The organism is Paraburkholderia sp. SOS3 (assembly GCF_001922345.1).
Lineage (GTDB): Bacteria > Pseudomonadota > Gammaproteobacteria > Burkholderiales > Burkholderiaceae > Paraburkholderia.
Genome location: NZ_CP018811.1, coordinates 2,413,449 through 2,433,800, shown reverse-complemented (window position 1 = coordinate 2,433,800; position 20,352 = coordinate 2,413,449). Strand labels below are relative to the sequence as shown.

Genomic DNA, 20,352 nt, shown 5'->3' with positions numbered 1-20,352 from the left:
GCGAATTGCGCTCGCTAAAATGGCGCTCCGTCGAAGTCGTTGCGTGCATAGACGGTCTCTTTACCGTCGGCAATGAGCACCAGTCGCACCGAATAATTGAAACTCGCGTAACGTCCGACGAAATGGCTTAGCACGTCGCCAAACAACGCCACGTCGCCCGCTCCGGCGAATTTCGCCGCATCGATCGCGACGTGGATCCGGACGTCGCGCACGGCCGACCGATAATCGACGAAGTTGTCCGCGGTCACCCACGCGCGCTCGATCGCCGCAATGCGCTGCGCGTTGTCGGGCAGTTCGGTCCAGTCATATAACGCAAGCGCACCGCGCAGCACGCGCTCGTCCAGCATGTTCAATTCGGCGCAGCCGCCTCCGCTGAAGTGCGCGATCACGCGCCAGTCGTATCGACTGCGCTGGCGCGGCGCATAGAGCGGCATGGTTGGCGCGGTAAGGTTTCGCACACGGTCGATGCCGGGGAAGTCCGAGGCGGGTTCGGTGATCGTCGAATCGGCGAGTGCCATGCGCGGCAGGCGTCCGTTGTTTGCCAATACCCGCACCGCAATGTGTTGGTCGGGCGCGGGACCAGACGATGCGCCAGGCTCCCAGCTCTGCCCGCCAAGCGTCACCGATAATTGCCGGTCACTCGTCAAGCCAGCCCGCGTTGCCGTATGGAAATACCGTTCCGGCGCATCGAAGCGCATCATGCCGCCGCGATGACGGAACGCCTTGAAAGCGCAGTACTCGTGGCGCCTGCTATTCACAGGATCGGTCGCCGTCACCGAAACCACGTCGTACGCCTGAGCGTTATCGCTGTCATCGCCCTGCACTCTCAACCGATGCTCCCGATCGTGGATGTCGCGAGGCCTCAGCGGCTCGGCGTCGGTCTCGAACAGGTTGATGAGCGGCGTGCAAAAAAGCCGGATGTTGGTCGAGTCGATCTGCACATCGGCGCATAGCGAGCCCGCGAGTTCGATCTCGAATTCGATGCGTGTTTCGCTAACGGGCACGCTCGCGGCATCGAACCCGCATAGATCGACGAAATGAAACTTCTCGGGAAAGGCAAAATACTCGAGCATCGTTTGCTCACGGTCGAAGTTTTGCCCTGCTTTGGCCTGTGTCTCGTCGACCGGCGACAGGCGCGACGACGGTCCGAAGCCGGACCGCTCGAACTTGAGCCCCGGCTGCGAGAGCAGTTGCCCGTCGCGGATCAGCGGCATACGCACGCCGATCGCGCTGACCTGACGCGTGAGCGCTGCATAAAGCGCTGACGCCGTAGCCCGATCTCCATGCAGATATAGGCGAATGCGCGACAAGTCGTCGATTTGCCGCTGCTCGGCATGCCGCAAGTCGAACGCGAGACGGATCACGGTGCGGCCATCGGCGCGCACGGCGACCCGGGCCTCGCACACATCGAGCGGCAGCAAATCGACGCTTTGCGTGGTGCGGTACCGGCACACGACGCGATCGGGCCCGACAGGGCTCGAATGGACGGCGAGTCCCGCGGGCAGCGTGCCGAGCAGCCTCGCTTCGCCTGCGCGCGGCACACATTCGAGGATCGCGAGCGACGGAATCGTGCGGGCCGTATGCGGCCACAAATTGCCGAGCAGCGGGTCCGTTATTTCCGGAAGCGCGTCGTCGAGTTTCGCGTGCAGCCGCGCCGTCAGAAAGGCAAATGCCTGGTAGAGCTGGTCGACACTGTCGTGCCTCGCGCCGGGCGTCAGCAAACCGAGTCGGCGCGCCGCTTGCGGATGCGCCGCGGCGAACTCCGCACTGGCCTCGCGCAGATAGCGCATCTCAGCGTCGAAGTATTTAAGGAAGTCTGGATCGTCGCTCATTGCAAGCTCGGCGGTAGAGGGGGAAGAACGGGGACACGCGGCATGCTTGCGTCTGTGGGCTGCGCGAGGTGCGCCACGTGCATGGCGCCGGCCCTGCCGACGAGGAAAATGCGCTCGGGCATTCTGAAACCGCGCAGCTTCAGCAGATCGAGCGGACCTGCACCGAGCTGCGTGCGCAGCACGTAACGCAGCGGCGCTGCATCCGGTTGATCCCACGTCAGCTCATAGCGGCTACTGTCGAGCTGTTTGACCTGAGCCTTTGCGAGCAGCCGCAAGAATGCCCAGTCTCCTGTCGTGTCGAAGGCCTCGCGCAAGCCTGCGTTGACCATCTGCCACATCAGGCCGGCGCGTCCGTTCAGTCCGTCGCCGGGCCACGTGAGCGCGGTCCATGACTGCCGCTGGTTGAAATAGACAATCGGTTTGCCGTCGACGACGAGCTCGGTGCGTGTCACTTGCGCGCTCGGCAACGCCATGATCTCGAAGCGATATCCGGCATCGCCCTGCGCATAGGCCTGCGCACCGATGGTCGAAAGCTGACGGAGCGCTGCAAGAAACGCCGGATCGATCTGCAGCGACCGCGGCGCGAGTTCGTCGGGCACCCACTGATCGCCCTCGCGCCGGAGAATGCCGCGAAGTTCAGCCATGATGAAACGGCTGACGAGGCCCGTGTCCGGACGCACGTAGCGTCCCAGTTCGGCAAACGATGCATCGGCATTCGTTTCGAAAAACGGATAGCGGCCGTCGAACGTCGTTCGGAACGGCATCGCCACACTGTTGCGCCACGCCTCGTTCAGACTCGCCGCGGCCGGCTGCAGAATGGTTTGCCATGCCGCATCGAGCGGTCGCGCGAACAGCGCATCGCCAAAGCCCGCCCACTGTGCGCCGAGGCTGGCAGCAGTGAGCGCGGCATCTTCGCGTGCCTGCGACAGATCGGAAGACTTGCCCTGGAAGATTGCCTGCGCCAACAAACGGGCCAGCGCCTGCGCATCGGGACTCGCGGCGATCTGCTGCAGTTTCAGACGCATCGTGGTGGCCACCGTGAGGTAATGCGCGAGGCTTACGCCGCTCAACGTCACGGGCCCGCCGGCAACCTTGCTGTCGGCCGCACGGGTCGCGCCGAGGTCTCCCATCAACGCGAGCAATGGACCGAACGACTTGTCGAGCGGATCGATGGCGGGTGTTTGCGTGGCGCTATTGCGGTTGTCGTCGCTGTTGTCGCCGCTCTTCCTGCCGATCAGATCTTGCGCCGTGCGCACCAGCCTGTCGGCCAGCGCTTCCGATCGTCGGCCCGCTTGCGCCTCATACGCGATTGTTTTCATCAGCGCGATCACGGGCGAGGTTTGCGCGTCCGCAAGCCGTGTGAGCTGGTCGATCGCTTCGTTGAGGCTGCCCGCCGGCTGCCACCGGATGCTGTTCAGCATGCGCTGCCAGGCCGCCGTGTATTCCGCGAAGTAGCGAGCGGTGAGCCGTTGTTTCAACGCCTGCGCGGCTCGCTTGTCGTCGGCCGCCGATGTCGCGCCGCCCGTGCGTTCGGCAAGCTTTGCGCCTGACCGTGCGCGCTCGTCGCCGCCGAGCACCCAGTCGCCGCTTATGCGCCGCTCGTCGGCCGCCTTCTCGATTGCGTCGGCGATGGCGCCGTCCCACGCCGCGCGCGTGTAGATACCGGGCACCGTCTGCGCGGTGCTGAAGAGCCCGCGTGCATCCGCACCATCGAGCAGCGTCGCGAGCGAGGCATCCGCGTACTTGCCGCGCACGCTCGCGAGCATGGACTCGTACACCGTGTCGTCGGCATTCGCGAGACCCAACTGATTGACGAGCATCTTGCGCGCGCCCGTTACCAGCGCGTCCGACGCATGCGCGCGCCATTCCGGGTGCGCGCTCAGATGACCGGCGTAGAAGCCTGCGAGACGTCGAGCGAGGTCGTCTCGCTCACCGGCGGACATGCCGGAAGGCAGCGGCCACGAGGCTATCAGTGCCTTCCCGAGAAAGGCTGCATCGGTGCGCTGCGGCTCTGCAAGCATCAGATACGTCTTCAGCGTGCGGTATCCGCTTTGCCGCGCGCTCTCGGTTTGCAGTGCGTCGGCGCGTGCTTCGCTCATGTCTCTCAATGCCTGTTCCAGCGACGCGACGACGGGACGCTGCAGGTTGCGCGCAGCGACTGCCGCATACGGCGACCACAACGCATCGAGCAGCGCGTCGTTGCGGCTCAGGCCCGCGCGCAGGTACCACGGCGCACCATGTTCGTGCCGGTATTCGAGCGTATCGATCTGCAGTTGCAATGCAAGCTGCGCACGCAGGGCATCCGGTGTGCCCGGTTGCGCGGCAAGCGCCGCATGGGCGACCGCTTGCGCGTCAAGAACCAACTGCCGGTTGCCGATAAACGACACGGTCAGCGCGGCGCACCAGCCGATCGCACAGGCCGTCGCCAGCGCGGCAAGCGCGTTCGGCCAGTGAAAGCCCACGCGTTTGCCGCGACGGCGGCACAGCGGACTGCTGCCGATCGACTGCCACGCGGGAATCAGAGAGGCCGGTTGCCCACGCATCGCCACCGCTGCCGGTGCCGGAACCGTCCCGGCGGGATGTCCTGTCGGCGTCGTTTGCATGGCGGCGACGGCACTTTCCTCCGGCACGGGTACGGGCGTGCGGCCTGCGCCGCCGTAGACCGGTGCGAACATGACGCCGGCCAGTTGCGCACGCAACCATCCTGATGCGACGAGTCCGGTCCAGTTTTCGACAATCCGGTCGCGCTGGTCGCCGATATATTTCGACACCTGCGCGAGGTAACGTATCCATCCCTGCTCGACGCACAGTTCGACGCCGGGGCTCGCCGTAAGCCATTCGAGTTCGATCAGATCGTCGCTCAGTGTGCCGGCCGCCGCCTGCCTTGTTTTGCTCGTGCGCGCCGTCATCCATGCGCCGACTGCTTCGAATCGCTCCGGCTGTCCGCCGCTTGCCTCGACCGTGTGCAGGAACGTGATGGGCGCCGCCCAGCCGAGGTCCGACGCAATGGCCGCGAGCGTGCGCGCCTGATCGAATTCGAGCCGTGCGCCCTCCCCCATCCGTACGACGTGCACGAGACTATCGACCGGTCGGCGTCGGCGAGCCCGGCTGATGTGCCGGCGCCATTGAGCGGCTTCGATGCCGTCCGGCGCCGCATGTACGAGCACCGTACCGGCGGCCAGCATTGCGCCCGCCTGTTTGAGACCCGGCGCCGCTTCGTCGATCCGCTCGTCGCTGCCCGTCAACATCAGCCATGGCGTACGGTTACGCCAGCGCCAGCCATGGGCGACGCGCAGTTCGTCGATCACGTATTGCAGGCGCGGATCGCGTTTGAACCGCGCCGCCGCGCGCGGTTCGTTGCCTGCGCCGGCTTCGTGACGGAACAGGCGCGCCGCCGCGGCATAGGCGCCGAACATCAGCGCGATCGAGTGCAGAAACACGATGACGACGAGTGCGCTGGCCGTCCACAGCAGCGCCGTGATGCGCGCGTCTTTCGATGGCAGGCCGAACAGTTCGCCTTTCGACCAGATGAGCGCGCCTGCCGACAGTGCAAACGCGAAGACCGCGAGCGGAAATCCCCAGACGGCAAAGCGTCGCGAACGCGATTGCGATTGCGTGGCTTCTACGCTAAGTATCTGAGTGTTATGCGTCGGAGGCATCGTACGTGGATTCGAGTGTGGAATGTTGCGGATAGACGTGAAGGATCGCGGCCTGTGCACGATCGACGATCAGATGCGCGCCGGCCTCGCGCGACCCGAGAGACGCCGCCATGGACAGCCAGCCGTTGACGGCTGCCGCATCGCCGACAATGCGGTCGGGACGCCGCTGCGCGTCCTGTTTTGCGATAGCGGAAAGCGAAGCCTCGCGAAAACCCGCGACGAGCGCAGTGTCGTGCTCGCTACCAAGGCCCGTAATCCACGCGCGCTTGACGTCCGCACCCGCAACGTTCCCCCAGATGGAGGCATTCGCGAACAGGTCGCCAGGCGCCGAAAGTTCTCCGGCTACGGGACGGTGCAGCAAACCGATGACATTTACCGGCGCGGGCAATCGATAGAAGCCCGAATCGAGCAGCACCGCGACACACGCTTCGCAACTGTTCGCAGGCGGTTTTGCGTCGTGCCATGTCGCGGCTATCACGAGCAGCGGTCGGTGTTCGCGAGCGTCGAGCCATGCATCGGCAACGAGCAAGCCGTCCGCCGCGCAGACCGCGTGGCATGCGAGCGGCGGGAGACCGGCGACACGCAACGCGTCGCGCACATGCTGCACGTGTGACGCTTCTTCGCCGGGTTCGGCCAGCACGCGTGCCTCGGGCCAGTGAACCGGATCGTACGCGGTGAGCGCGCGAAGACTCGCGACGAGCGGTTCCAACGCCTGTGCGATCTTGAGCGCGATCGTTGCCACCTGTTGGGGCTGTGGCACAGGTTCTCTGTCGGCCTCATCGTTGTTTTCGTCGGGCCGAACATCGGACGGGTCGTCGGTTTGCGTCTCGTCTTCTGCGAAGCGGGTGTGCAGGATGGTTCCCGGGCCACGGCGCGGGCGCTGGACCTTCATCACCGGTTTTCCCGATTCGATCGCCTCGGCAAGAGACTGATCGCCGAGTGGCACGCTGTAACCGATACCCAATACGCGCAGCGGCTGCTGCGCTTCGCGTACCTTGTCGTCGAGCCAGTTGCGGCGATGGATATTCCGGTAATGCGCGCGAAGCCAATGTGTCTCGTAACCGGCACGATCGAGGCCGAGCAGCATCACGAAGACACTGTTTGGCATTCCGAAGACCCAGAACCAGAATTCCACTCCTCGTGTCGGCGTGCCTGCAGGCCACAGTAGAACCACAATCGTTGCGCCCACTGCGTTGGTGAAGAACCAGATGCCGAGCCACGGCCAGAATCGCGGCGTGTGCGCAGGGTAGAGGCTCGGCGGGCCGGCAGGGGAAAGATCGATCGGCATCAGGCGATGCTCACGTTCAGCAGCGACGAGATCAGCCGGCAGCCGCACGCGCACAGATGCCGATGCATAGCGACGGGTTGGCCGGTCTTGCCGGGGAATGATGCCGCGCCTTCGGCGATTGTGGTCTTGCCGTGCAGCGCGCAGAGCGCTTCGTCGCCTCGGCAGGCGAGCAGGCGGCCCATGAACGTCATGCCGGACGATGCGGTTGTCACTTCGCCGCCGTTTTCGAGTGCGTCGCCTTGGCGGATGGGGGATCTGGAGGTCATAACGGGTCTCTCATTTAAATATCCTTAGCTCGAAATTCGAGTGTAAATCTCGTAAATTGCGTTTAACGCCCAGAAATGCGTTTAGCCTGCTAGATCACAAGTGAATTTACGTGGATAGATATTGCATCCGTGATGTGCATTTCCGCACATTTCCCTTTGAAGACTATCTACAGTCCGATGGCCCAAATTTAATCACTGCATTGGGTACTCTCATTCCATCGGCAAAACTTCCCGCATCTTCATTCCGGCAAAATTCTCCTCTTTCTTTCGCATACAGATAGGCATTTATATGTTCTACAGTTCCATCCTCAAAACCATTAGAATGCAATCTCATCTTGACAACAATACTTTTATCTCCTTGCCCAACCAAGTCTACTATCTGGGGAACCCCAATTATATGGCACCGATCGTAAGACTCTACGAGCTTGTAGGTGACATCCTTTTCGCTCATCGTTACGATACCGCAACCATCGTCATGAGCTTGAAGCAGCAAAAAGAAGTGCCGCACTCCATCGATCTTCCAAACAACACCCCCTTTCGAATCGGGAAAAACAAAACCGTCTCTCGACAAAAGAGTCTTAAAATTGGATGGCAAATCATTCGTAAAAGATAGGCTGGGAGAGTACTCATCAGCTTGGACTGGAGAAAGCACGCCTAAAGCAACAGAAAAGTAAATGCCAGTTATTATAAAAAATTTTAAAGATGAATTTTGTTCACTCATTTACGGGACCAAAATTTAATTTTATTGAAATCAAGGTTTTCTCGATTGACTCATCAACTGCACGATTGGATTTTTAATTCCAAAATCCTCACCCGAGACACATGCGATGACGTTATCTCCATGAGCGAGGCAAAATTTAGTACCATCGGGCGCATTTTTATTCTTTTCCATTGGATAATCAGCTATAAAACTCTCCCAGTCATCTCCTTTCAATTGTTTGAAAAATCCTCCGATATTCGCTTATTCACGTTAATTGCCGAGTTTATGCGGGCGACGGAAAGAATCGAATTTGGAAGATAGACATTTTAACTTTTAATTACCTGCGTCATTTCCAGGTTGGCCGCCTATCATCGAATCATGGGTTTGCTGTATCTGCCGGTACGACAGCTTGCATGTCGATGAATTCGATGCTTTGCAATAACTGGATGACCTGAGGAAACACAGATTCTTTCGGCTTTAACAGGTAGCCAACATCGACATATCCGCAAACTGCCAGCTGCCGATGCGGAATACAAAAATTGAAGGTACGCATCCGCCGAGCCTCATCTCCGTTCACATCATCCTGTGTTGTACCCCCTCCGATCCATCCTTTGCCGTGTAGCGGATAAAACGTCGTATGTTGTTGTTCGATTATTTCGCGGCCTGGCGTTGGATCAAGAACCCATCCTTTATCAGTCATTTTGATAAGAGCACGTTCGGACAATGTTTGTGCAGTTGCCGGATCTTGACAACTAAACTGAATCCATATTTCAAACGGGTAAGCTCCGCCCGTGTTGACATTCGCAATGTAATTTGCCATTGGCGGCAGACGAGATCTCGTTGCGCGGAAGTCCGCTCCATACGGATCTTTCAGTTTGAAATGACATTGGCCGAAAACGACCTCCGTCTCAACGGACTGCGGGCTAACGGGCTCTTCGGCATTGGCAGCCAGCGCCGTCATACCCCATGCTATTACCCCGACTATAGTCCTTCTCATGACACATTCCTCCGCTGATAGCCTTCTGGCATGGCTGTTAGATGCCCATCCATATCCGGAAAAGGTATGTAATCCACCAGGACCATCAGCGCATTTACGTATGCCTGGCATCTCGCCACAATGCCGTTGACCTTGTTGATATTTGATAGATCGCTAACGGGGCTACCGAAATTGACCGTAGCCGCCACTTGCCCGAACGACTCACAGCTGTAATAGACATTCGGCATGTTGTTTACTGTTCGGATCTCACGCTTCAGCACGGGGAAGCAGTCCGCAAACATGGCGGCTTGTGTCCAACTCCAATACGCTGCAGCACTGCGGGAGGGGTCAGTCCCATCGGCTTGCACCTCGTTGCGCCACTTGATCATCTCTGTTGTTAATTCCTTAAATGATTTGTCCGACAAGGAGTCGTTTTTTTGCGTCTGGTGTGCCTTTATGGCAGCGGTATTTAACGCTGCCTTAAGTGACTCGGGGATGTTTCGCCCAAGGAAACGCCAATATTTGATGTAGTTGCCTGGACCCGTGAGTTGCAAAAAGCCACGTCCGTCCCATGGGGCATACCACGCGACAGCGTTGCGTTCATGCAACTTTCCAAACCATTGCGTTTCCTGGGTGGCATTTGCGAAGAATGCGGCCATCCGCAATGGGCTGGAAGAAATGCTGTGCATGCACAGTGACCCATTCAGATGGCCACGCCCGTTTGCGATGATCGAGTCAGCTTGCTCACTTATCACGACCCTTTCCGATACCCATGCTCCGCGACTATCCTTTCGCATCGCCTTTGTGGGGACCAACTGCGTCAACTCGTTCCCACTCAGCCACCCACACTTCCTGAAATGCCGAATAAACGCCAACGGATGAAAGAACCAAAACCTCTGCCCTCCCCTCAACGGAGTCTGTTCAATAAACTGAAACCGCTTCCGGAACGCAATGAAGTTTTCGTACCCATTCGGATCGCTTTCCTTACGCTTGCCAAAGAATCCATCCGGCTCGTTGAGCCTTTTGAAGCGCTCTTCATCTGTCGTCGCATCCCATTCGCTCGGAGCGTGGCAAACGAAGCCCTTGAGCCTGTTGCGAATCGCCGCATCGCCCTGCACGTAGGCCGTCAACCGGTCTTCGTGTCTGAATTCCGGATCGGCCACGTTCGACGCGTCGCTGAATCCACCGTGCCCATACTGCAGCTTCCCTAACGGCAACCCCACTGCTTGGGTGCCGTGCCCTTCACCCACTTTCCCCTGGTCTCGGCGCAACGCATGCGGCCCTTCCTCAGCCGACGTCGCAATCTGTGCCTCGACATCACCGACGATCCTGCGCAGTTCGGCATAGCCGCACAGCCCATCTTGATCGAACGGCGTATTCCCATCGTCGATCTTCTTCCACCCGGTGAAGAACGGGAAATCCGCATCCGACAGCTTCAGAATGGCGCTCTGATTGACGTCGACATACCCCTGCGTGCCATTCGCATCGAACGGCACTGCCACCCACGTCGCACGATCGGCAGCAGGCAGCGTCGGCTGCTCCGAGAGGATGCGGCCGAAGCGCATCAGCTCATAACCATCGCTCGGACAGGCTGGATAGAGGTCCACCGCGCGCTGATAAAGCTTGTACTCATAGTCCGCGTACCGGTCTTTCACCGGCTGCTCCGTGAGCAGCGTAAGCTTGTTGCCGTCGCCCGCTTCATCGAACCACGATCGCGTATAACGCTGCCCCTTGTGGAAGTACGCCTCGACGTACAGCTTGCTGTTCGCCGGCACCGTCCACGCGGCAAGCGTCGGAAAATAAGGGCTATCGCGTCTGCCCGGCGGTGCGCTGACCAACGCCTGACCGCCAGAAATCACGAAATAGCTGTGCCCCCAGTAGTCGCGCGATGCCGGCTGTACCGGGTTCGCCACGCCAAGCTGCACCTTGTGCCCGTCCTGTTCGAACCACGCGCCAAAGTCCGCTTCGGTCATGAAAATCTCGAAGTGCAGATGCGGCTGTCCATGGCAGGCGCCCCAATATCCGAGCCTGTCCTTCCGATAGACCTTCCTCCTGCCGCCTGACTGGACCTTGCCGTCCTTGCCGCCAGCGTTGTCCAACAGCCACGCGGGCAATGCGGTAGCAGAGCCTTGTTGTGGCGGATCGTTCGGCTGGCGCTCGAGACGCTCCTGCTCCGCCATGTCCCGCAGATGCATGTACAGCGAATAGAACGTGATGGTCCGCCCGTCGCCCGTATCGGTCACATGCTTGAGCAATACGAAACCCGTGTTGGAATTCAGCGCCGGCTTTCCCGTTTTCTCATCGGGTTGTCCATCGGAAATCGCCGTTCCCGCCACGCGAAACGCGATCACCTCGCCATCGGCGATCGCTCTGACAGGCTCGGTCTGATCGTTCGGCGCGAGATGCATACCACAATGCCAGCGCCGGTCGAACGCAATCGGATAAATGCCGTGGTGGCCAAGTTCACACTGCTCGACGGCCGCCATCATCGGATCGGTTTCATACTCGTCGGCGCAAACAACACCCGCCGGCGGCAGGAAGGGAGGGCTGATAATCATGAGTTAGAGAGACGAAGGATAGGAGTCGGGCATCTGCAGCGAACTCTTCGGCATCTGGCGTAAGGGCAGATTCATGCTCTGCGGCCCTTCGTAGACGAACGAAGCGGCCTTGATGCGAAACTCGCCCGGGCAATGAAAAACGATGTTGCCGTTCTCGATCGTCAGCGCAGCGCCGCCACTTGCCATCACGGCCTTTTCCTTCGCGACCACCAGTACGTCCGCATTCGTGCTCGACATCAGCAACTGCTGGTTGGCGAGCAGATCGAGCGCATCGTTTTGTGCCTGAATCTCGAGCTTCCCCTTCGCCGCGAAAAGACTCATGCCGAGTCTGTGCGCGCATATCGAGATCAGTTCTCCCGCAGCCAGCGTGAAGCGTTTGAACGCGCTCACGTCGACGTGCCGGCCCGCCGCCAGCATCACGTTCTCGCCAGCGGCATGCTGTACCGATTTCGGCGTCGCCAGCGCAATACCGGCCGGCGCGCTTGCGATCAGACCCGCGGCCTTCAAGTCGTTCAGCGCATTCAGCAGACTCGCTTGCGTCGCCTGATCGGCCGGCGCGGCCTTCGCAAGCGTGGTGGCTTTAACCAATTCCGTCACCCGCTGCAGCGCCGCCCGAAGTTCGCCAAGCGCGGCATGCATCTCCAGTTGCGGCGCGTCAGGGCTCGAAAGCGCATCGGCGGACACGATCATCCCTTTGGGCGCGTGCAGCGTGCCCCAGCCCTGCGTGCTGATCTCGAAGCCGTGTCCACGCTCTTTCTTCGCGCTGTCGACGAGAAAGCCCAGGCTCATCGACGTCTTCATGTAGACGGTCGCGAGCTTCGCGCCCTCGCGCTGCTTCATGTCGTCGAAGCGCAGATCCGCGCCGCCGAGCGGCGAACGCCATACCGCGCGGCTATACCAGCCTTCCCGGCTGTGCACGATGTCAGGATGCGAATAGTCGTGGACCGCGCCCGCAATCAGCAAGCGGTCGACATCCCCGTTCGTCGCAAGCAGCCGCACCTCCGTTTCAGGCAGCTGCGGCGAGTGGAAACCGCCGAGATACGATGCGCCGGGCCGCAGCAGCCGCAACGACATCAGATTCTTGCCTCGCTTGCCGCTGCGGCGGGCGAACACAGGTTCGACTTCGTAGCGTCCCTGTGCGTCGAGCCATGCATAAGGCTGTGCATCGCGTGATTTCACGACGCCCGTCACCACGCCCGATACCCAACGCCAGTGCTTGAACGGGTCGTATTCGGGACGCCATGTCAGGTGCGCCGGTGTGGCCTCGAACTCGCAGAACACCGGCTGCGTGAGGCTGCCCGTCGTCTTCTGCCGTGTGATGAGCATGCCGTAAGGCGCTTCGGCCAGCGTGCGATTCGTCAGCCGCACTACAAGGCCCGGCGTCATGCCGATTGCGTCGCTCGTGCCATACAGGGTCTGTTGCCGCGCAATCAGTTCGTCGCGGCGCGCATCGGCCAGCGCCTGGCCGGCTTCCCTCGAATGGTGATGCTCGATGCTGCGGTTCACGCTGCCGAATATCGAGCGGTCGTCGTGCGCGACGATCGCGCTCGCCGTCAGCGGGTCGTCGGGTATCCGATAGTTGCGGTCCCACAGCTCGACGCGCTCCGGCACGAGCTCACGCACGGTGCTGACCGACAGCACCGCTTCGTGCCAGTTGCCGCTAAGACCCGAATCGGGCATGAACGGCACTTCGAGCGCACGCACATAGCCGCGCGGGTTGTTGCCGAACACGAGCGTGTCGCGCTGCGCCCCGTCTTCCTTGCTGCCCTGTTTCCAGTAGTAATAGATGCCGGCACGACGGCAATGGCGATCGACAAATGCTTTGACGGTCTCTTCGTACATCACCGTCTGCTCGAACTTCGCGTCGAGGCCTTCCAGATGAAATTCGATATCGTGCGGATCGAACAGGTCGCGATCGACGATCGCTTCCGTGATCAGTTCCTTCAGCGATACGTTGCGGAATACGCCTGAGTCCCACACCTTGCCGAGCAGTGCGTAACGCGGCTCGATACGCAGCGCATAGGTCGTCTCGTCGCGGCTCGTCTTCCTGCGCTCCCAGCGCGTTACCACGCCATGCACGACGCGCGCGGGCGCGATAACCGATTCGATCAGTCCCGACATCGACGGCACGCAGCCTTCTTCCACAATCGTGAAAGTAGCGCGCCGTCCCACGCAGCATTCCGCGTCGATCGCATGGTCAGCCGACGTCGCGACGATATCGAGCCGATACGTCTCGTTAAGCGCCTCGTTCAATTCGAAACTGATCGCGCAAAGGTCCGGCTGGACCGGCTGGTCCGAGCCGATCTTCAGCTCGAAGCGCTGCCGCACGCGCGCGCTCGGGTACTTCAGGATATCCGCAATGACTCGTTTCATCGTCCCGGCTTTTTCTGTTAAGTGATCCGGACTGCTCAACAGGATGTCGACCAACCATCCCGAAAAGCGAAATTAACGGTCATTACGCGGTATGTCTATCAGACGACCTCAGTCGATTCCTAAGGTTTGCAAATCTTTACAATGCGGGCTCGCCCGACATTGCTGCGCGCTACAACACAACCTGCACGCCCAACTCGACGACATCCTCCGCCGCCAGCCCGTAATACTCCGCACTCGACGCCGAATGAAACGCCATCTCGCCGAACAGCCGCTCGCGCCAGCGATGCATCTGTCCGTGCGAGCAGCCTGGTATCACTTCGTCGCGAGGCAGGAAAAACGTCGTGCGTTTCGGTTCGAAATGCCAGTCGCCGAGTGGACCGGGCCGGCCCGCTGCGCCATCGAGCGATGCGAGCAACTGCGGCAAATTCGGCCGTTCGACAAAGCCGTGCCGCGACACGATCTCATAGCAGCCGGCACCGAGATCTCGCACCTCGATGCGGTTGCGCTCGTCGACGCGCGGTGCCGACTCCGACAGGTTCGCGAAAAAGATCACCGTCGTATGCAGCACGCGGTTATGGCGCACGTTGCTGATCAGCGCCGTCGGCGTGTGGCCAGGCGCGCTGCCCGGATAGACGGCGGTGCCCGCCACCCGAACCGGCGGCTCCGCGCGGTTGAATAGCTCATGCAGAAACGCGTCGAGCGGCTGTGCCTGCCCGGTGCGCTTCGCGGCGAGCTGGCGTCCGCGATACCAGGTCGACATCAGCACGAACAGCACGATGCCGACGGCCACCGGAAACCAGCCGCCCTGCGGAATTTTCCGCGCGTTCGACGCGACGAGCAGCAAATCGATCACGAAAAGCGGCACGCTCACGGCCGCCACCGCTAACCACGGCCAGCGCCAGACATGGCGCGACAGGCTCGCCATCTGCACGGTCGTGATCAGCATCGTGAGGCCTACCGCAATTCCGTATGCGGACGTCAGGCGTTCCGAACTGCGAAACGCGAGCGTGAGGAAGATCACCGCGCCGAACAGCACCGCATTCACGGCCGGCACATACACCTGGCCTCGCTGCGACTTCGACGTTTCGATGACGCGCAGACGCGGCAGAAAGCCGAGTTCGATCGCCTGGCTCGTCATGGAAAACGCGCCCGATATCACGGCTTGCGACGCGATCACGGTCGCAAGCAGCGCGATGATCACCGTCGGTATCAGCGCCCACTCGGGTGCGGCGAAGAAAAACGGCTGGCGCGCCGCGCCGGGCTGAAAAAGCAGCGTCGCGGCCTGCCCGAAGTAACCGATGACAATCGACGGAAACACGATAAAGAGCCACGCGAGACGGATCGCCGGACGGCCGAAGTGCCCTATGTCCGCATACAATGCCTCGGCGCCGGTCAGCGCGAGAATCACAGCGCCGAGCACGGTGAACGCGCTTAGCGGATGGCTGTGCACGAGCGCAACGGCCCATACCGGCGACAACGCACGCAACACCTCGGGGTGCTGCACGATTCGATAGATACCGACCACGGCCAGGTAGACGAACCATATCGCCATCACGGGCCCGAACGATTTGCCGACTACCGCCGAGCCGCGCCGCTGGAACAGAAACAGCGCGACGAGAATCGCCGCCGCGATCGGCACGACCAGCGGGTCGAACTTCGGGCTGATCTGGCTCAAGCCCTCGACGGCCGACAACACGGACACGGCCGGCGTGACCATCGAATCGCCGTAGAACATCGCCGCGCCGAACAGCCCCGCCGTCACGAGCAACGCGGGCACCTGCACGCTGTCCTGCTCGTAGCCCGAGCGCACGAGCGCCGTCAACGCGACGATGCCGCCCTCGCCCTCGTTATCGGCGCGCATCACATAGCAGACGTATTTGCCCATCACGACGATGACGACCGCCCAGACGATCGTCGACAGAATGCCCATCACGGTCAGCACGTCGACCGTGCCTGCGTCGCTAACCGCTTGCCGCAAGGCATAAATCGGGCTCGTGCCGATATCGCCGAACACGACGCCGAGCGCGCCCAGCATCAAACCGGGCAACGCCTTGCGCGGCTGCGATGTGCCGTGCCTGCTGCCCGACCGCTGTTCGTCGTCACGGTCGTCACCCACCGCGTTCGTCACGCCGCGCGCCGGGGCATCGTTCGAGGTCGCCGTCATGCGCCGTCAGGCCTCCCGAGTTGAGTCGCCCGTGCAGATCTGCCGTTCACTTGCCGAGGCTGTCGCGCATGCTGCGCACGTCGCGCGTCGTCACAGGCGCCGCAACGTTGCCCCACGTATTGCGCACGAATGTCAGCACGCGAGCCATTTCCGTATCGGTCAGTTTGCCCGCGAACCCAGGCATTTTCTTCGGCTCCGGACCCGTCTGCGTATGCGGCGCCTCGCCGCCTTCGACCAGCAGACGCACGAGCGAATCGGTATGCGGACTCAGCACGGCCGGGTTGCCTGCGAGCCGCGGATACTTCGATGGCTCGCCCATGCCATCGGCCTTGTGGCAGCGCGCGCAAAAGCTCTGGTAGAGCCCGGCGCCCGGCAACTCGACGTCGCCCGTATCGAGCGCGCGCACGGTACGCAGCGCCGCGCGCGACCGGTCGTCGAAATGCCCCGAAGATTCGCGCGGCGGCAGGCTCTTCAGATAACCGGCAATCGCGTGAAGATCGTCGTCGGTCATGTATTGCGTGCTGTCCTCGACGACCTGCACCATGCTGCCGAACGTGACGAGTCCGCCGCCGCGACCCGGCTTTTCTCCGTGTCCGCTGCGCAAGAACGCGACGATCTCGTCTTCTGACACGCGACCGAGGCCCGAGCCCGCGTCGCCGGTCAGATTCGGCGCGAACCAGTGGTCGTTCGTGCCGCCGGTCAGATAGAGGCGCGAGCCCTGATCGTAGCCGCGCTCTTCGTAGGCCGGCCCGCGCGGCGTATGACACGCGCCGCAATGGCCGAGCGACTGCACGAGATATGCGCCGCGATTCCACTGCGCGCTGTGCGTCGACTGCGGCACGTATACGTCGTTGCGCGCAAATGCGAAGCTCCAGAACATCAGCGCCCAGCGCTGGTTGAACGGAAACGGCAGTTTCGTCGGCGGCGCCGGCGTCGCGACCGGCTTCACGCCATGCATGAAATACGCGTAGAGCGCGCGCATGTCGTTATCGTCGATCTTCGCGAACGACGGAAACGGCATCGCCGGATAGAGCCGCTTGTTGCCCGGCGCTACACCCTCGCGCACGGCGCGCACGAAATCGTCGTAGCTGTAGCGGCCGATTCCCGCGTTCGGGTCCGGCGTGATATTCGACGAAAAGATCGTGCCGAACGGCGAACCCATCGGCAGACCGCCCGCGAACGGCGCGCGCGGATGCAACGGCTCCTTGCCCGACGGGCCGCCCGGCGGCGCCGTGTGACAGCCCGCGCAATCGGCGGCCTTCGCGAGATATTCGCCCTTCGCGATCAGCTTCGGATCGCTTGCATCGAATCGCGCGGCAGACGTCTGCGCGGCGGCACGAGGCGGCATTGCGCTTGCAACCAGCAGCGCCGCGCCTGCGAGTGCGGCGAAACCGATGGCGAACAGTGTGCGTCTTGGCATCGTCGTCACCATGGGCCGCCGCACGGCGATACGATCACGACGGCAAGCCCGGTCGCGACCATGCCGAACATAAAGAGCGCGCTAGACAACGCGCTGACCCGCGCGAGAAACCATTCGAGCTCCGCCACGCGGCGCGCGCGGCCTTCGAGCCGATGCTTGCGTTTTTCGCGCGTGAATAGGACGTTGCGCCAGGCGACCACGACGCCCGCAATACCGATCGCGAAGCACGCCACGCTGAGCGCGATCAGCGCAGGCATCGCCCACGGCGGCGGCCCGGCCGGACGATTCGCATCGGACAACGCACACACATTCGCGGTCAGGATTTCGCCCGCACCCATCATCGCGAACCACGCGAGCGCGGTCGCGAGCATGCCGATCGACAACCGCCATGGGTGAAACTGCGGCGTGGCGCTATCCGGTTGCATCGACGGTTGCGGCTGCGTTCGTGCGCGTCGATCGCTCATGTGCGGGCCCTCAACACATACGGCGACAGATAGATCGTCGAGAAGACAAAAAGCCACACGAGATCGACGAAGTGCCAGTACAAGCCGCCGATCGTCAGCGCGACGCAGCGCTTCTCGTCGAAGTAACCAAGCGCGGTCCACAGCAGCAGCAAGGCGAGCACGACGAGCCCGACCAGCACGTGCGCCATATGAAAGCCCGTTATCGTGAAGTACAGCGAGCCGTACAGGTTCGACGTCACGCCGTATGGATGGTCGCGCCACTCCTTCATCTGGATGCCGACGAAAATCACGCCGAGCACAAGCGCCGTCGCCATCGATGCGACGGCCCAGCGCACGCGCCGCCGCTTCACGCAGCGCTCGCATAGCATCACGAACACGCTGCTCGTCAGCAGAATGACCGTGTTGGCGCCGCCGAGGCCGAGCTTCGGCAAACCTTCAGGCGGCCACATACGGCCGCTTTGCGAGGCGAGATACAGGTACGAGAAGATCAGGTAGCCGAATAGCGAGCCTTCCGTGGCGATCAGCGCGAGGCAGCCGAACCAGCCGCCCGAGCGCTCGCCCGCGCTGCCGACCGGCAGGCGCACGGACTCGGAATAGGCGTTTTCGCTCAATGCATCGCTCATGTCAGCTCCTCGCATCGTGCACGCGCCGCGGCTCGCGCTGAACCAAACTGCGCTCGGGCCACAGCCAGACGACGATCGATGCGGCGCAGCCGAGCAGCATCGCCGCGGCAAACCACCACGTTTGCAACGCGAGCCCCGCGAAAAACAGTGCTGAAAACGCGCCCAGCGCGAACGGCGCATAGGAGTCTTCGGGCATCTTCAGAATGACGTCCGGCCGCGCTTCGAGCGCAGTCGTGCCGAGCGCTTCGCGGCCATGATCGAGCATGTAGCCTTCCGCGAGCGACGATCGGCTGCCGCTTCTTCCTTCCTCTTCGATGCGTCCCTCCCATAACGGGTGCCGGCTCGCGATAGTCGGCACGACCGCGAAGTTGTAGGGCGGCGGCGGCGACGTCGTCGACCATTCGAGCGTGCCCGCGTCCCACGGATTGTTGCCCGCCGGCGCGCCGCGCCGCAGGCTATAAAACAGATCGCACAGGAAAATCAGAATGCCGAACGCGAGCACGAACGAGCCGATCGACGTAATCATGTTTACCGTGTTCCAGCCCATATCGGGTGCATAGGTATAGATGCGGCGCGGCATGCCGAGCAGCCCTGCGATGTGCATCGGAAAGAACGCGACGTTAAAGCCGACGAACATGACCCAGAACGCGAGCTTGCCGACGCGCTCGCTCATCATGCGTCCCGTGAACTTTGGAAACCAGAAATACACGCCGCCGATCACCGGAAACACATTGATGCCGAGCAGCACGTAATGCAGATGCGCGACGACGAAATACGTATCGGTCAGTTGCCAGTCGAACGGCACCGCGGCCGTCATCACGCCGGACACGCCGCCCACTACGAACAGCAGCACGAAGCCCGCGAAGTAATAGAACGGCACGCGAAACACGGGTCGCCCGAGCCAGATCGTCGCGATCCACGCGAACGTGGCGATCGCGCTCGGCACCGCGATCGCCATACTCGCCGCGCCGAAGAACGACAGCGCGAGCGCCGGCAGACCGGTCGCGAACATATGGTGAATCCACACGCCGAAACCGATCAGCATCGTCGCGACCGTCGAGAACGCAACAGGACCGTAGCCGACGAGCGGCCGTCTGCAGAACACGGGCAACGCATCGGAGACGATGCCCATCGCCGGCAGCACGACCACATAAACCCACGGGTGAGCGAAGATCCAGAAAAGATGCTGCCAGAGCAACGCTCGCCCGCCGTTCGCGACATCGAAGAAATGCGTGCCGATGCGCCGGTCCATCCACAGCAGGAAAAACGCGAGACTGACCGACGGTACCGCGGCGAGGTTGCCGCACGACGCGGTCATCGTGCCCCAGACGAGCACCGGAACGCGATCGAGCGACATGCCTGGCGCGCGCATTCGCAATAACGTCACGACGAAGTTCACGGCGCCGACCGTCGTCGAAATGCCGAGCAACACCATGCCGAGCGCGTAGACGTCGATATTCGGCCCCGTGTTGTATTCGAGGCCCGATAACGGCACGTAGTTGAACCAGCCCGCGTTCGGCGCTTCGCCAAGCGGAAAACTCGCATACAGAAATATCGCGGCGAACAGGAACACCCAGTACGACAGTGCGTTCAGGCGTGGAAACGCCATATCGCGTGCGCCCAGTACCAGCGGCCATAGATAGTTCGAGAAGCCTGACAGCACCGGCAGCGCATACAGAAAGATCATCGTCACGCCGTGCATCGTGAAGATCTGGTTGTACTGTTCGGGCGTGAGCAGCGTCGCATTCGGGCGCGCAAGCTGGATGCGCATGATCAGCGCCTCGACGCCGCCGGCGATCAGAAAGATAAACGCCGTGACCAGATAACGCATGCCGATGCGTTTGTGATCGACCGTCGAGAGCCAGCCGCGCCAGCCGGGCGGTGTCTCCCACAAGTCGCGCAGCTGTTCCTCGGCGGCGCTGCCGCGCGCGACGACGCCGCGCCGCAGCGTTCTTTCGAGCTGCGGTGTGCTCGTCGAAGAGGGTGTCGTCGTGTCGGCCATCCTGGTTCCGTTTTGTTCGCTCGAGCG

13 protein-coding genes are annotated in these 20,352 nt (G+C 61.9%); all 13 read right to left on the bottom strand.

What is annotated here, in order from left to right; translation table 11 throughout:
- Positions 1–14: 14 nt before the first annotated feature.
- The 13 genes from tssF to ctaD all read right to left on the bottom strand — a co-directional run bounded on the left by tssF (position 15) and on the right by ctaD (position 20,325).
- Complete coding sequence (gene tssF / locus BTO02_RS10980; protein WP_075157059.1) at positions 15–1,832, bottom strand: type VI secretion system baseplate subunit TssF; 1,818 nt, start codon at positions 1,830–1,832, stop codon at positions 15–17.
- Positions 1,829–5,491 carry an ImcF-related family protein gene (locus BTO02_RS10975; RefSeq protein ID WP_083615075.1) on the bottom strand — a complete coding sequence of 1,221 codons (3,663 nt, stop codon included), beginning with the start codon at positions 5,489–5,491 and terminating at the stop codon, positions 1,829–1,831. Before BTO02_RS10975 ends, tssF begins: the two co-directional genes overlap by 4 nt.
- Positions 5,475–6,779 (bottom strand): hypothetical protein, encoded by a 1,305-nt coding sequence (locus tag BTO02_RS10970; RefSeq protein ID WP_075157058.1) that lies wholly within the window; start codon positions 6,777–6,779, stop codon positions 5,475–5,477. Before BTO02_RS10970 ends, BTO02_RS10975 begins: the two co-directional genes overlap by 17 nt.
- Complete coding sequence (locus tag BTO02_RS10965; RefSeq protein ID WP_075157057.1) at positions 6,779–7,045, bottom strand: PAAR domain-containing protein; 267 nt, start codon at positions 7,043–7,045, stop codon at positions 6,779–6,781. Before BTO02_RS10965 ends, BTO02_RS10970 begins: the two co-directional genes overlap by 1 nt.
- A gap of 163 nt (positions 7,046–7,208) precedes the next feature.
- Positions 7,209–7,766, bottom strand: coding sequence for a hypothetical protein (locus BTO02_RS34245; protein ID WP_156883799.1), 558 nt, complete (start codon positions 7,764–7,766; stop codon positions 7,209–7,211).
- A gap of 355 nt (positions 7,767–8,121) precedes the next feature.
- Positions 8,122–8,706, bottom strand: coding sequence for a hypothetical protein (locus BTO02_RS34240; RefSeq protein WP_156883798.1), 585 nt, complete (start codon positions 8,704–8,706; stop codon positions 8,122–8,124).
- Positions 8,707–8,738: 32 nt separating this feature from the next.
- Positions 8,739–11,279, bottom strand: coding sequence for a M23 family metallopeptidase (locus BTO02_RS10950; protein WP_075157054.1), 2,541 nt, complete (start codon positions 11,277–11,279; stop codon positions 8,739–8,741).
- 3 nt (positions 11,280–11,282) lie between these two features.
- On the bottom strand, positions 11,283–13,652 hold the full coding sequence (locus tag BTO02_RS10945) for a type VI secretion system Vgr family protein (RefSeq protein ID WP_075157053.1): 2,370 nt from the start codon (positions 13,650–13,652) through the stop codon (positions 11,283–11,285).
- A gap of 169 nt (positions 13,653–13,821) precedes the next feature.
- Positions 13,822–15,816: a potassium transporter Kup gene (locus BTO02_RS10940; RefSeq protein ID WP_083615074.1), complete on the bottom strand. Its 1,995-nt coding sequence runs from the start codon at positions 15,814–15,816 to the stop codon at positions 13,822–13,824.
- Between the two features lie 46 nt (positions 15,817–15,862).
- On the bottom strand, positions 15,863–17,236 hold the full coding sequence (locus tag BTO02_RS10935) for a cytochrome c (RefSeq protein WP_075158777.1): 1,374 nt from the start codon (positions 17,234–17,236) through the stop codon (positions 15,863–15,865).
- 5 nt (positions 17,237–17,241) lie between these two features.
- Entirely contained in the window at positions 17,242–17,700 is a 459-nt protein-coding gene (locus BTO02_RS10930) for a hypothetical protein (RefSeq protein ID WP_083615073.1), read from the bottom strand.
- Complete coding sequence (locus BTO02_RS10925) at positions 17,697–18,323, bottom strand: cytochrome c oxidase subunit 3 (protein WP_075157052.1); 627 nt, start codon at positions 18,321–18,323, stop codon at positions 17,697–17,699. The genes BTO02_RS10930 and BTO02_RS10925 overlap by 4 nt, the downstream gene beginning before the upstream one ends.
- Position 18,324: 1 nt before the next feature.
- A complete protein-coding gene (ctaD, locus tag BTO02_RS10920; protein ID WP_075157051.1) occupies positions 18,325–20,325 on the bottom strand; it encodes a cytochrome c oxidase subunit I in 2,001 nt (666 codons plus the stop codon).
- Between the last annotated feature and the right edge of the window lie 27 nt (positions 20,326–20,352).